The 13,159-nt window shown below is 66.0% G+C and carries 9 protein-coding genes; 5 read left to right on the top strand and 4 right to left on the bottom strand.

Annotated elements, in window-relative coordinates:
- Nucleotides 1-42: 42 nt before the first annotated feature.
- A complete protein-coding gene (locus Q7T84_RS06835) occupies nt 43-1,668 on the bottom strand; it encodes an EAL domain-containing protein (protein ID WP_304807026.1) in 1,626 nt (541 codons plus the stop codon).
- A 123-nt stretch (nt 1,669-1,791) separates the two neighbouring features.
- Here Q7T84_RS06835 and Q7T84_RS06830 point away from each other — a divergent pair, with 123 nt between their 5' ends.
- Both Q7T84_RS06830 and Q7T84_RS06825 read left to right on the top strand, forming a co-directional pair.
- A complete protein-coding gene (locus Q7T84_RS06830) occupies nt 1,792-2,286 on the top strand; it encodes an NUDIX hydrolase (RefSeq protein WP_304807024.1) in 495 nt (164 codons plus the stop codon).
- A 44-nt stretch (nt 2,287-2,330) separates the two neighbouring features.
- The gene (locus tag Q7T84_RS06825) at nt 2,331-3,419 is read left to right on the top strand and encodes a phosphatidylinositol-specific phospholipase C1-like protein (RefSeq protein WP_304807022.1); all 1,089 of its coding nucleotides are present in this window, start codon (nt 2,331-2,333) and stop codon (nt 3,417-3,419) included.
- Nucleotides 3,420-3,423: 4 nt separating this feature from the next.
- Here the strand turns inward: Q7T84_RS06825 and Q7T84_RS06820 are convergent, their stop codons facing one another.
- Nucleotides 3,424-3,825 (bottom strand): GFA family protein, encoded by a 402-nt coding sequence (locus Q7T84_RS06820; RefSeq protein WP_304807021.1) that lies wholly within the window; start codon nt 3,823-3,825, stop codon nt 3,424-3,426.
- A 326-nt stretch (nt 3,826-4,151) separates the two neighbouring features.
- Between Q7T84_RS06820 and Q7T84_RS06815 the strand changes: the two genes are divergently transcribed.
- Together Q7T84_RS06815 and Q7T84_RS06810 are read left to right on the top strand one after the other, a co-directional pair.
- Nucleotides 4,152-4,304 carry a hypothetical protein gene (locus tag Q7T84_RS06815; protein WP_304807019.1) on the top strand — a complete coding sequence of 51 codons (153 nt, stop codon included), beginning with the start codon at nt 4,152-4,154 and terminating at the stop codon, nt 4,302-4,304.
- Between the two features lie 74 nt (nt 4,305-4,378).
- Entirely contained in the window at nt 4,379-5,353 is a 975-nt protein-coding gene (locus Q7T84_RS06810) for a CorA family divalent cation transporter (protein WP_304807017.1), read from the top strand.
- Between the two features lie 155 nt (nt 5,354-5,508).
- Here the strand turns inward: Q7T84_RS06810 and Q7T84_RS06805 are convergent, their stop codons facing one another.
- On the bottom strand, nt 5,509-6,786 hold the full coding sequence (locus tag Q7T84_RS06805; protein ID WP_304807015.1) for a dicarboxylate/amino acid:cation symporter: 1,278 nt from the start codon (nt 6,784-6,786) through the stop codon (nt 5,509-5,511).
- Between the two features lie 288 nt (nt 6,787-7,074).
- Between Q7T84_RS06805 and Q7T84_RS06800 the strand changes: the two genes are divergently transcribed.
- Entirely contained in the window at nt 7,075-10,038 is a 2,964-nt protein-coding gene (locus Q7T84_RS06800; protein WP_304807013.1) for a TonB-dependent receptor domain-containing protein, read from the top strand.
- A 178-nt stretch (nt 10,039-10,216) separates the two neighbouring features.
- Here Q7T84_RS06800 and Q7T84_RS06795 read toward each other — a convergent pair whose 3' ends face one another.
- The gene (locus tag Q7T84_RS06795; protein ID WP_304807011.1) at nt 10,217-12,979 is read right to left on the bottom strand and encodes a M14 metallopeptidase family protein; all 2,763 of its coding nucleotides are present in this window, start codon (nt 12,977-12,979) and stop codon (nt 10,217-10,219) included.
- Between the last annotated feature and the right edge of the window lie 180 nt (nt 12,980-13,159).

Here is a 13,159-nt window from a genome sequence, read left to right as displayed (position 1 = left end):
GTCTGCTGCGCAAACCGGGATGACACGACTTGGAACGGGGCGTCAGCCCCAGGTGTCGACGCTGCCTCTGCGACGGGCAGGCGCCGCCTGGGGCAGGCCTGGGCTGATCTCGGGCTGGATCGGCAGGTCGGCCGGCGCGCCGTAGAGCCAGCCTTGGGCGTAGTCGACGCCGGCCCGGCGGACGGCGTCCTCGGCCTGGGTGTTCTCGACCATCTCGGCCAGGGTCTTGACGCCGAGTTCGGTGCACATGTGGACCAGGTGGCGAATGAAGGTGCTTTCGCGGCCGCCATGCTGCAGTTCGCGGATGAAGCGGCCGTCGATCTTCACGATGTCCAGGGTGAGCTGCTGCAGATAGGCCAGTGACGCGGCCCCGGCCCCGAAGTCGTCGAGGCAGATGATGCAGCCCTCCGCACGCAGCGCCTGGAGGTGCCGGTCGGCCAGGGCCAGGTCGTCAATGGCCGCGCTCTCGGTGATCTCCAGCAGCAACTGGCCGGGCGCGAGCGGCGTCTTGGCCAGCATCGCGCGCACGGCCGTGACGAAGTTCGGGCTGACGATCGTCCGGCCCGAGACATTGGCGGCCAGCCGCAGTTTTGGGGAGGCGGCGAGCTTGGCCACGGTTTCGCCGACCACGGCGATGTCCAGCGGCTCGATCATGTCGAGCTCTTCGGCCATGCGGATCATCGGATAGGGGCTGGCGTTGTCACCAAAGCGCACCAGCACCTCGTGGTGATGGAGGATGGAATTGGCTTTGAGGTCCACCACCGGTTGGAAGACCAGTTGGAAGCGCTTTTCGTTCACCGCCTGGCCCAGCACGCCGACATCGATCAGCGTGCGCTGCACCGAGCGGTTGACGGCCTCGTTCAGGGTCAGCGAGCCTTCGCTCGCCATGCCGTCCTTGATGAAGTTGTCGAGCGAGAAGCGCAGCGCTCGCAGCACCTGGGCGGGCTGGACATCGGCCCGCAGCGCCATGGTTCGGCCGGTGGCCGTGAGGTTGTCGCTGGGATCGCTGGAGACCAGCTTGATCAGGCGTTGAACCAACGCCTCGGCGCTCTCGCCCTTCTGGCGAACCAGGGCGAAGCGATCGGAACCGAGATTGGCCGCGGCGTTTCCGCCATGCGACTGCGAGCGGATCGCGCCCGATAGCCGGTCTTCCAGGGCTTTGGCGCCCTCTTCGCCGAGCAGTTTGCGCAGGGCCGCCAGGCCTCCGAACTCGACGAGCGCGAGTTCGAGCTCAAGCCCGGTGGCCTTGGCGGTTTCGATCAGCGCCGCGGCGGTGGTTTCGAAACCGGCCTTGTCCTGCAATCCATGTTGGGCCTTCGGCGCCGCACGGCTGAAGGCGCAGGAGGTGGCCCCGCCATTGCCGGGCATTCGGAAGGCGGTCATCGAGGCCGCGCGCTCGATCCCGTCGGCGGCGCCGGCCAGGCTGACCACCAGGGGGCCGCCACGGCCGCCGTCCTTCAGGCCGCCCAGCAACGCCTCAAGCATCATCTGGTCGCGCGGGTCGATGAAGTCGCGCCAGGCGCGACCGACCAGGGCGGTCTCGGCCGAACCGGACAGCGCTTCACTCGCCCCGATGGCGAAGCTGATCTGGCCATCCTGCGCAATTTCGAGAAGGAGGTCGGCGCTCGCAAAGGCGAAGCCGAGCAGGCGTTGGGGGCCGAGCGACAATCGGGGTCTCCATGTCGTGTCGGGCGCACCTTGTCGCGCCGCGATTAACTTCAGATTGAGACGCTGGTTCGCTCCCGGCCGCCAACAGGGTAGTTTCGAGGCGATATGCTTGCGGAGCTTACCTTGCGCGACCGTTTGACCGCCCGTGTCCTCCTGTTCGATCCCCTGGGCCGGATACTGCTGATGAAGGGCCGGCTGCCTAATCGTCCGCCGAGCAGCGCGGCCTGGTTCACCGTGGGCGGCGGCGTGGAGGAGGGGGAGAGCCTGGCGCAGGGCGCGCTCCGTGAGATTATCGAAGAGACCGGATTCACGCAGGTCGAGCTTGGGCCAGTGGTGTGGACGCGCGAGGGCGAGGGCGTTCTGGTGTCCGGCGAGCGGGTGCTGTTCAAGGAAAGCTACATAGTCGCGCGGTGCGCCGGCGGCGAACCCTCGCGGGAGGGATGGGCCGACTACGAGACCGACCTCATCGACGACATCCGCTGGTGGACCCTCGATGAGCTGGCGCGCACCACCGAGCGGGTCTACCCGGAGCGCTTTGGCGAGTTGATTGGGGCGGTGGCTTCGGGGCTCTATCCCGAGGGGCCGATTGAGATCACGGTCGTCCGCGTCGCGAGTTGAGCGGTTGTCACGGCCGTGACGCGCGGGCGTCCTAGGGAGGGGCCATGATCAGCATCATCTTCGCCGCGGCGGCGGCGCTCGCCACGCAATGCGATCTTGAGGCGCCGTCAGGCCAGCCCGGTTGCACACGGGCGGTGGTCGACGCCTTGAAGATCAACCAGATCCAGGCGGTCGGCACCCATAACTCCTACAAGCAGGCGATTTCACCGGCCCAGATGGTGCTGCTGCGTTCGGCCGATCCCCGGCAGGCCGACGGCCTCGACTACGCCCATCCGCCCTTGACCGCCCAATTGGAGGCAGGCGCGCGGCAGTTGGAGATCGATGTCCTCAATGATCCCGAGGGCGGCCGGTACGCCGCGCCGCTGGCGATGAAGATGGCCAATGACCTGCCTTATGATCTGGCTCCCCTGAAGGGGCCTGGACTGAAGGTGATGCACGTCCAGGACATCGACTACCGCTCAAGCTGTCCGACCTTCACCGGCTGCCTGGCCGAGATCCGCGCCTGGTCCAAGGCCCATGCCGGTCATCTGCCGCTGCTGATCCTGCTCAATCTGAAGGAGGGCGGCCTCAACGTGCCGGGCGCGGTGGTCGCCGCCCCGTTCGACGCCAAGGCCATGGACGCCGTGGACGCCGAGATCTTGGCGGTCTTCAGCGCCTCGGACCTGATCACGCCGGACGATGTTCAAGGCCGCCACGCGACCTTGCGTCAAGCCGTCGCGGCAGGCGCCTGGCCGAGCCTCAAGTCGGCGCGCGGCAAGGTGATGTTCGCCCTTGACGCCCCCGAGGCCCAGGTCGCGCTCTATCGCGGCCGCCGCGCCTCGCTTGAGGGCAGAGCCATGTTCGTAAACACCGACGAGACCTCTCCCGCCGCCGGCTACATCACCCTGAACGAGCCGAAGGAAGATGGGGGCCGTATCCGGGCGGCGGTGCGCGCCGGCCTCATCGTCCGCACCCGTGCCGACGCTGACACGCTCGAGGCTCGCAGCGATGATAGGACGCGCCAAGCGGCAGGCTTCGCGTCAGGCGCTCAGTTCGTCTCGACGGACTACATGTTCGCCGATCCGCGCCGCGGCCCCTACCAAGTCCGACTGCCCGGCGATGGCGTCGCGCGGCGCAACCCGGTCGCGCCCTGAGCGATCAGGTCGGCCGGGCGTCCGGATACTGCGGCTTGTCGTCGGTGATCGGCCACCAGTTGGATTTCGACGCCGTGTAGAAGTGGAAGCCGATCTGCGTCCCGACCGGGCCGTCGAGCGTGCCGGCCCGGATGCGCATGACCTCGGGCTTGCCTTTCAGGCGGCTGAATAGCGGGCCCCCGCAGCGGCCGCAGAAGACGCGCTCTTTCCCGGGGGTGGACTCATAGATCCGCAGGTCGTCGCCGCCAGACAACAGGTGGAATTTGCTGGTCTCCACCGGGATATTGGTCCCGAACGGCCCGCCCTGCGCCTTCCGGCAGTCGCCGCAATGGCACACCTGGATCGGCTCCAACTCACCTTCGATTTCGAAGCGGACGGCGCGGCAATGGCAGGAACCGGTGTGCATGGGATCTCCGGGGGATCGGCTTTGGCGGGTGGCCGTTGTGCCGCTGGCTGGCAAACTAACCAAGCCCGTTTACAGATATTTGATAGAACATCGTTATTCGTGGGCGCATGTCGCGTTTCTCTATCCAATACAGGGAGCCCGCGCCGCGGAAACCGCCCATCAATGGTTGGGCGGCGGTCCGGGTCTTCATCTGGACCTTGCTGTTGGCCGGCGCCGTGCTCTGGTGTTGGTCCACACTGGCGTCCTGACGCCTCTCCCTGAACGACTGGCTTGGCTTTTGCGGGTGACGCCGCAAGAGAAGTCAGATCGTCCCAGCGGAGGACAAGATGCGGTTCACATTCGCCCAGACAGCCATTGCGCCTCCCCGGCGTAGCGTCGTCCTGCTTTGGGTTCGTCGCGCGTTCGACATGATCGTGATTGGGGCGATGGTCTATGCGGCCGTGGAGACCGTCGCCTTCCTGCGCGGCATGAGCAGCTAGCCGCTGGGCGTCATCGCCCTGTCATCTAAAGGTCGCATCACCGATCCCAGCAGGGCTCGGGAGCCAGATAGGACATGGGGCAAGCTAGCGGGTTTCTCTGGGCCTACGCATTTGATGGCGGCGTCGCGCAGGCGCTTACCGACCAAACCCTGGAAGTCGCCGAAGCCGTCGATAGGTGGACCTGGGTCCATTTTCCACTGAGCGACCAGCGCGCGCGACTTTATCTGGAGGGAATGGGAGCGGCGCCCGCGGCGGCCCGCGCCCTGATCTTGCGCGCCGAGCAACGGGTGCAAATTCAGTTCAGCGGCCATTGGGCGTTTGGCGTTCTGCCAGATTTCGAGCGGGACCTGGACGGGCGGCCGGTCGGCTCCGGGCGGCTGCTGTTCGCCTTTGATGGACACCGACTGATCACGGCGCGCCGCCAGGCCTTGAGGATCGTCGACGAACTGCGCCGTGAGGCCGAGGGCGGCGTTTTGATCGCCAGCCCGGCCGCGGCCATTGTTCGTTTCATTGAGCGCTATGTGGACGTGTCGGAACAACGCCTCCACGCCGCGGCCGAGGCGCTCGACCGGGTCGAGGATCGGATGCTGGGCGATCACGGCGAAATCGTGAACCTAAAGCTTGGCCCCACCCGTCGCGGACTTTCCCGCGATCATCGGGAGTATCTTGGACTACGTAGCGCCCTGCATCGCGCCTGCGTCCCACGGGAGGACCACCGCGTGGCGCTGCTCTCGCAGCACTTGCCACGGTTGGCTCAGGAAGCCGAGGACCTGGACCGGGAGGCCGCCAGTCTGCAGGAGCGCGCGCGCCTGCTGCATGAGGAGTTGGACACCCAGATCACCAGCGCCACCAACCGCAGCATGAGAGCCTTGACGGTGATGTCGAGCCTGTTGATCCCGCCGACCTTGATCGTCGGGGCCTTCGGAATGAACCTTTCGGGCATTCCCTTCGCGGGCTCGGCGGGCGGCTTCGTCGCGGCTTCCGCCCTATGCCTGGCGGTGGTGGCGGGGGCCTACTGGGTGTTGCGGCGAATGCGTATCATGCCGTAGCGCCGCCCTGATCTCACCTGGAAAGCCGCGTCGAATATCTCGGCCGTTTGCGCGAAGGCCGTTCGCGCGTCGCACCGAAGGCGCAGGCCGAGCGCCGGCTGAAGGCCGGCGCTCGGCCTGAGCGTCTGCGTCTGGAAGGCGCCGACCGCCGCCCGTTAGGCGGGGAGCTTGGCGGGTTCGCCGCCAGCGTCCGGGGTTTCGTCTTCGATGTCGTCGAGTTCGCCCTCCCACTTGGCGACCACGGCGGCGGCGACCGAGTTGCCGACGACGTTGGTGGCCGAGCGGCCCATGTCCAGCAGATGGTCGACGCCCAGAACTAGGGCGATCCAGGCCTCTGGCAGGCCGAAATAGGTGAGGGTGGCCATGATCACCACCAGCGAGGCGCGCGGCACCCCAGCGATGCCTTTCGAGGTCACCATCAGCAACAACAGCATGAAGATCTGCTGCTGGACGGTCAGGTGCACGCCGTGCGCCTGGGTGATGAAGATGGTGGCGAAGGTGCAATAGAGCATCGAGCCGTCGAGATTGAACGAATAGCCCAGCGGTAGGACGAACGAGACGATGCGGCGGCGAACGCCGACCTTCGGCAGGGCGTCCAGGATGCGAGGATAGGCGGCCTCGGAACTAGCGGTCGAGAACGCCAGCAGGGCCGGGGTGCGGATGACGCCGAACAGCGGCACGGCGCGCTTGCCGAGCACCACGAAGGCGGCGGCGAACAGCACCAGCCACAACAAACCCATGGTGGCGTAGAAGCCGAGCACGAACTTCCCATAGACCGCCAGCATCGACATGCCCTGGGTGGCGATGGTCGAGGCGAGCGCGGCGAATATGGCCAGGGGGGCCATTTTCATCACGAACTCGGTGACCTTGAGCATGATCTGGGCGCCCTGCTCGACCAGCAGCAGGATGGCCGGGGCCTTGTTGTCCAGGGCGGCGATCGCGGTGCCGACGAACAGCGAGAAGACGACGATCTGCAGGATCTCGTTCTTGGCCATGGCGTCGACGATCGAGGTCGGCACCAGGTGGGTGATGAAGCCCCTCAGGGTAAAGGCGTCTGTGCTGGCCATGGCCGGGGCGTTGGCGGCGGCGGCCGTCTGCATGTGCAGGCCGGCCCCGGGCTGTAGCAGATGAACCATCATCAGCCCGATCAGCAGCGAGACGATCGAGGCGCCGATGAACCAACCCATCGTCTTGGCGCCGATCCGCCCGACGGCGGCGGCGTCCTCCATGTGAGCGATGCCGGCGACCAGGGTCGTGAACACCAGCGGCGCGATGATCATCTTGATCAGCCGTAGGAACAGGTCGGTGATGATCGAGAGATTGCTGGCCGCCTGTTCGGCCTGGCCTGGGCTCAGGAATTGGTTGCACGCCCAGCCCACTCCCACCCCGAGCACCATGGACAGGACGATCAACAGGGCGAAGCGGCGGTTCATGGCGGTACTCGGCGAGGGAAGGGGCCAGGCGAAGCATCGCGCCCTGTTCCTCTGCAAGACGCAGCAAGCCCGCCGTGCCTCACCGAGGCATTGCTTTTCTCTGGTCAGGCTGAGCCGAGGAGTGGCCCTGGCGCCGCACCTGCTCACGTCGGCGCCGCAATTGCGAAGAATTGCAAAACGGACATGTGGCTCTTCGAAACGCCTGCGTCTTGGAACCGGACGCGCGAGGGGCGCGGCCTAAAAATTACCAAGGGCGGTCGGATGAATTCCAGTTCGTTGAAGTGGCTTATGGCGGGCAGCTGCGCCATTGGCGCGTTGCTCGCAGGCGCGGCGCAGGCGCAGACGACCGAGGCCGAGGTCGCTGTTGAAGAAGTCGTCGTCACCGGTTCGCGCATCGCCCGGCCTGACTATGTCGCCAACAGCCCCATCGTCTCGGTTGGCCAGGCGGCCATTGAAAACACCGGGCAGGTGACGGTCGAGAAGTCGCTGTCGCAAATGCCGCAGTTCTCGGGCTCGTTCGGCCAAGGCAACACCGGCTCGACCTCGACCGGCCTGAACGGCGGCCAGTCGTACGCCTCGCTCCGCGGTCTGGGCGCCAAGCGCACCCTGATCCTGCTGGACGGCCGCCGCCTGCAGCCCTCCAACCCGGACGGCTCGGTCGACCTGAACACCATTCCTGAAGCCCTGATCGACAACGTCGAAGTCATCACCGGCGGCGCCTCGACGGCCTACGGTTCGGACGCCACCGCCGGGGTTGTGAACTTCCGCCTGAAGCGCAACTTCGAAGGCATCGTCCTCGACAGCCAGTACGGCATCTCGGAGAAGGGCGACGCTGAGTCCTTCAAGATCGCCCTGACCGCCGGTGGCCGCTTCAATGAAGGCAAGGGCAGCGCGGTCATCTCGGTCGACTACACCAACCGCGACCGCGCCCTGCAGAGCGCCCGCGACTACTATGTCTTCCGCACCTCGACCCCGGGCCTCAGCACCATCCCGCAAGGCACCGTGCTGTTCGGCGCCAACCTGCCGACTCTGGCCTCGGTCAACAACGTGTTCGTGGGCCAGTACGGCACGCGGGCTCTGACGGGCAACGCGGCGGGCAAGTACACCGGCCAGATCGGCTTCAACACCGACCAGACCCTGTTCTCGACGGCTGGCGTTCCGGTCCTGAACTTCCGTGATCCGGAAACCGACGAAGCCTATATCGTCAACTCCAACGCCTCCGGCACGCAGCAGCAGGTCAACTTCGGCTACAACGGTTCGTCGATGCAGTCGGACCTCGACCGCTACTCGGTGTTCGGCAAGCTCGACTACGATCTGACCGACAACCTGCGGTTCTTCACGCAGTTCTCGTTCACCGACTATGAGTCGACCGGCGTCAGCAATCCGACCCTGGCCTCGAACGTCTATGGCCTGACGGTTCCGGTCTCGAACCCCTACATCACGAACGATTTCCGCAACATCCTGGCCACGCGCCCGAACCCGAACGCCGGCTTCACCTTCTACAAGGCGTTCGACATCCTGGGTCCGCGGATCCAGAAGTACAGCTACACCGTCTATCAGCTGACCTCGGGCCTCTCGGGCGACGTCGGCTTCAAGGACTGGACCTGGGACGGCTACGCCTCGTTCAGCCGCGCCAAGTTCGACAACGAGCAAACCGGCGGCGCCAGCGCCTCGGCGGTCGCGCGTCTGCTGAACAGCCCCACGGGCGGCACGGAATACTGCGCGGGCGGCTTCAACCCGTTCGGCAACCTGACCCCGTCGGGCGACTGCATCCGCTACATGAGCCGTCGCACCCTGAACCAGAACACCCTGGAACAGCGCACGGTCGAAGTTAGCGTCCAGGGCGGCGCCTTCGAGCTGCCGGCCGGTGAAGTTCGCTTCGCCATCGGCGCCGACTACCGCAGCAACGAGTACACCTTCACCCCTGACAGCCAGCTGAACCAGCCCGACGGCACCAGCGACGTGCTGGGCTACAGCGTGCTGCGCGACGCCGGCGGCTCGGTCGACACCTATGAACTGTTCGGCGAAATCCTGATTCCGATCCTGAAGGACCTGCCGTTCATCCAGGAGTTCAACACGAACCTTGGCTATCGCTTCTCCGACTACAGCTCGGTCGGCGCGATCAGCACCTACAAGGCCGACTTCGACTGGAGGGTCATCGACAACGTGCGTCTGCGGGGCGGCTATAACCGCGCCGTCCGCGCGCCCAGCGTCGGCGAACTGTTTGCTCCGGTCTCGACGGGCTCCGTCGCAGTCGGCACCGCCGGCCCGACCAACACCGACGGCGATCCCTGCGATGTCCGCTCGTCGTTCCGTCGGGGCGCGAGCGGCGCTCAAGTCACCGCGCTCTGCCTCGCGCAGGGCGTGCCGGCGAACATCATCGACAGCTACCAACTCGGCACGGCTCAGGTCTTCGCCCTCACCGGCGGCAACCCGGACCTGCAGGAAGAAACCGCCGACACCTTCTCGTTCGGCGCCGTGGTCCAGTCGCCGTTCGAGTCGCCGCTGTTCAGCCGGATGTCGGTTTCGGTCGACTGGTACAGCATCAAGGTGAAGGACGCTGTCGGCCAGCTGCCGATCAAGAACGCTTTCCAGTTCTGCTTCAACGCCGGCGGTTCGAATCCGAACTATGACCCGAGCAACTACTACTGCCAGTTGCTGACCCGTAACCCGGCCAGCGGCGTGCCGTTGAATCCGGTCCAGCCCCTGCTGAACCTGGGTCAGTTCGAAACCAGCGGGATCGACGTTCAGTTCGACTGGACCGTTGACCTGATGGACGCCGGTCTGGGCGAGAACGCCGGTTCGCTGGCGGTCAACGTCGCGGTCGGCTGGCTGGACACCTTCAAGGTCCAGAACCTGCCGGGCGCCGCCACCTACGACTACGCCGGAACCTGGGGCACCGCCGTCGAAACCAGCGCTGGTCAGGCTCACCCGGAGTGGAAGTCGGTCACCTCGCTGACCTACACCAACGGCCCGGCGAGCGTCGGCCTGCGCTGGCGCTATATCAGCGAGATGGAAAATTCCGCTCGCGTCGTGACCGCCGCCAGCACCACGCGCGGCGTGAAGGCCTATCACGCCTTCGACCTCAACGGCCGCGTGAAGCTGCCTTGGGAAACCGACCTGCGCTTCGGCGTGAACAACCTCTTCGACAACCCGCCGCCGCAAACCGGCGACATCGAAGGCACCTACGACGCCCAGAACTACGACGTGCTGGGCCGCTCCTACTATGTGGGCGTGCGTAAGCGCTTCTAGGCCAAGCAAGGCGCTCCCTGGCCCCTGCGGCTGGGGAGCGCCGGACTATCCGCGTTGTCCTTGCGGTGAAGGGCGTCAGTCGCAAGACCGGCGCCCTTCTTCTTTGGGCGTCTGGCGAGCAGGCATGAAAAAGGGCTCCGGGACTTGGTCCCGGAGCCCTTCGTCGTTCTAGCGGCGGTTACCGTTGAGCGGAGACAGCCGGTCCATAGAGCAGGCCGTTGAACAGGAATTTGAAGGTCCCGTATGACTGGGCGCGCTGGGTCACTTCCGGACCCATCACGAACAGCTTGCCCTTGCCGAGGTCGATATCGAGCACGGCGGTCGAGCCCTTCAGCCTCTCCTGGCCGACGGCCCAGCCGCTGCGCAGCGGGGTCGCGGTGTCGAACCACGACACCCTGGCCACGCCAGGCGCCGAGGCCTTCAGGTTGAAGGTCGGGCTGCGGTCGAAGAACACGTCAACGTCCTGCGGCATGCCGTAGGCCAGGGGCTGGCGGTTATCGACCTTGGCGCGGAGCACCGAACCTGGAATGTAGAATTCCTTGGTGGTGAGCGCGGTCAGCTTGTCGCCGTCCTTCTTGGCGACAGCCACCTCGACCGGAGCGCCCAGGGCCGGAGCCAAGCGGGCCGAGGAGCCGACCGCGATCAAGGTGCCGCCATCGTTGGCGAAGGCCGCCAGCTGCGGCAGGGTCTTGGCGTCGGTGACATTGCCCAGCCACGGACGGAACTCGGCGGGGATGTCCTCGGCCTTGGGCTGCGGGAAGCTGCGGCCAGCCCGGAACGGGCCGCCCTGGGGCGCGGGGAAGGTGCCGTCGGCGAAGACCAGGACGTCGAAGTCCTTGGCCAGGTTCCCGGCGTCCAGGCGCTGCGGATAGACCACTTGGAAGGGCGCCTCGAACTGCTCGAACAGCCAGCGGTTCCAGCCCGAGGGCATCGAGCCGCCATAGACGTCCACCAAGCCGATGCGAACCGGCTTGAGCGGCAGGGCTTCGCCGGTCGGCTTGGCGCCGACCGCATAGGCGTCGATGCCCAGGTCCTTGACGCTGGCGGTGACGATCGCCTGGGCCTGCGCCGAGGCGGGAACCCAGATGGCGCCCGGACCGAACGCTTCCTTGCCGGCCTTGGAGCCTTCCTTCAGCCAATAGACCGGCGCGCCGGCCTTCAGCAGGCGGTTGGTCAAGGTGAAGCTCTTGTTGGTCTCGTGGCTGATCAGCCAGCCGGCCTTGCCCGAACCCTTGACCGAGCCCGGGGTCACCGAGATCAGGTCCGGAACGCGCTCGAACGGGCCGTCGAAGCTATCGAGGATGCGGTCGAACTTGATCCCCATCTGATAGGCCAAGGTGTAGCCGGTGATGTCGTAGGGCGATTTCGGCGGGCCGCCCGGATACTCGAGGTCATGCGGGTGATCCTGCGGCTCGAACATGTCGAGCACGTGCGGACGATAGGCCTGGGCCGTCTTCACGACATAGGAGCCCGCCGGATAGGTCTTGGCTCCGACCTTGAACGGCTTGGCGGCCTTTTCGACATCGACGCCGGTCTTGATCAGCGCGTTCAGGAAGGTGACCACCGTGGGCATGTCGGCCTGGTCGGCGGGGATCACGTAGCCGCGCGGGTCACGGGACTCGGGCGATTGCAGGACGGACTTGTAGAGGCCCGGATCAACCGCGCCGCGGCCGATCATGGCCGCCAGGACCGGGTCCTCGTGCGGCGCCTTGCTGGTCTTGGCCGCTTCCTTCAGGGCGTCGATCTTGGTCGGGGTGATGGTCCAGGAATCCTCCTGGCCCTTCTCGATGCTGTTCGCGCCCATCTTGTAGATGTTGAACAACAGGCGCTCGCGGTTGCGCGCGGCGTAGTCGATGACCGCGCGGTTCAGGCTCCACTGATACTCGACCGTCTGGCTGAGGTGCCAGGTCTGCGGCGGCGCGGGCATCGGGCGGTCGTTGCTGGCCAGCTGCACGTCGGGCACCAGGGCCAGCGGCATCGGCGTCGGGTTGCCGGTGATCTCGGTCAGCAGGCCCACGGCGTTGTGGAAGTAGGCGACCGAGCGCTCCATCCCGTTGTGCCAGGTGGAGTAGGGGGCCGCGCTACGCGCGCCGGAACCAGGCTTGTCCTCGGCGACCAAGCGGCTGTGCATGGCCATGCCGACTTCCTGCAGGGTCGTCATGACCAGCGGGTCGTAGTTGAAATTGAAGGGGTCGCGGAACGGCGGCACGAACACCACCATGCCGGCCGGGGCGGGCTGGTGCTGGTTGTAGATGATCTGCGGATACCACTCGCGGAACAGCATCTTGTTCACGTTGGTGGTTTCGGACATGTGCGACATGAAGCTGTCGCGGTTGTTGTCGTGGCCGACGTACTTTTGATAGAGCCGCGGGATGGTGTTGACGTCGCGCTTCTTCACGTCGGCGTCGCGCATGTACCAGTCCGAGACCAGCTCCATGCCGTCCGGATTGTCGTGGCCGTAGAGGATGATCACGTCGTCCAGGTGACGCAGGGTCTCCGGATCGTTCTGGCTCAGCAGGCGATAGAGAACCTGGATTTGGCCTTGCGAGGTCACCGTCTCGGTGGCGTGCATGCCGGCGTCGATCCAGACGATCGCCTTGCCCTCGGCCGCCAGCTTGGCGGCTTCTTCCTTGGACAGGCCCTCGGCCTTGGCCAAGCGCTTGGCGATCGACTTGTAGTGGTCGAGCTTGGCGAGGTTGGCGGGGGAGGAGACGATCGCCACCCACTGGGTGCGGCCCTCTTCGGACTTGCCGATGTCGACCAGCTTCATGCGGTCGGACTGGCCAGCCAGGGTCTTCAGATAGGCTTCATAGGCGGTGTAGTCGGCAAGGAAGTAGTCGCTGCCGGGGTTCTGGGCGAAGGCTTCGCTCGGCGGCGTGATGGTCGCGGCGTTCGCGCCGCCCCCCATGATCATGACCAACGCCATGGCGGCGCCTGTCATGGCGTGTTTCCGCGTCATCATTATCCCCCGTCCTCTCTACATACTGGGCGAGCCCTCCAGCGGGCTCGTCTCGGTAACAAGACGCAGACGAGAGGGCATTCCACACTCTAGTTTGAAGGGCGCCGCGGCGATACCGGGGGCTCGAAAAACCATCGTCGGGAAGTGGGCGGAACCTGACCG

Origin of the sequence: Phenylobacterium sp., from assembly GCF_030654915.1 — a bacterium.
Taxonomy (GTDB): Bacteria; Pseudomonadota; Alphaproteobacteria; order Caulobacterales; family Caulobacteraceae; genus Phenylobacterium.
Note: the sequence above shows the minus strand (reverse complement) of the source record. Positions and strands in the feature narration are given on the sequence as shown.

Excerpts from the sequence above, each read along its gene's own strand:
- Q7T84_RS06815 (WP_304807019.1), top strand. The coding sequence starts at position 4,152 with ATGCGGTTCACATTCGCCCAGACAGCCATTGCGCCTCCCCGGCGTAGC.
- Q7T84_RS06820 (WP_304807021.1), bottom strand. The coding sequence starts at position 3,825 with ATGCACACCGGTTCCTGCCATTGCCGCGCCGTCCGCTTCGAAATCGAA.
- Q7T84_RS06825 (WP_304807022.1), top strand. The coding sequence starts at position 2,331 with ATGATCAGCATCATCTTCGCCGCGGCGGCGGCGCTCGCCACGCAATGC.
- Q7T84_RS06795 (WP_304807011.1), bottom strand. The coding sequence starts at position 12,979 with ATGACAGGCGCCGCCATGGCGTTGGTCATGATCATGGGGGGCGGCGCG.
- Q7T84_RS06810 (WP_304807017.1), top strand. The coding sequence starts at position 4,379 with ATGGGGCAAGCTAGCGGGTTTCTCTGGGCCTACGCATTTGATGGCGGC.
- Q7T84_RS06805 (WP_304807015.1), bottom strand. The coding sequence starts at position 6,786 with ATGAACCGCCGCTTCGCCCTGTTGATCGTCCTGTCCATGGTGCTCGGG.
- Q7T84_RS06800 (WP_304807013.1), top strand. The coding sequence starts at position 7,075 with ATGGCGGGCAGCTGCGCCATTGGCGCGTTGCTCGCAGGCGCGGCGCAG.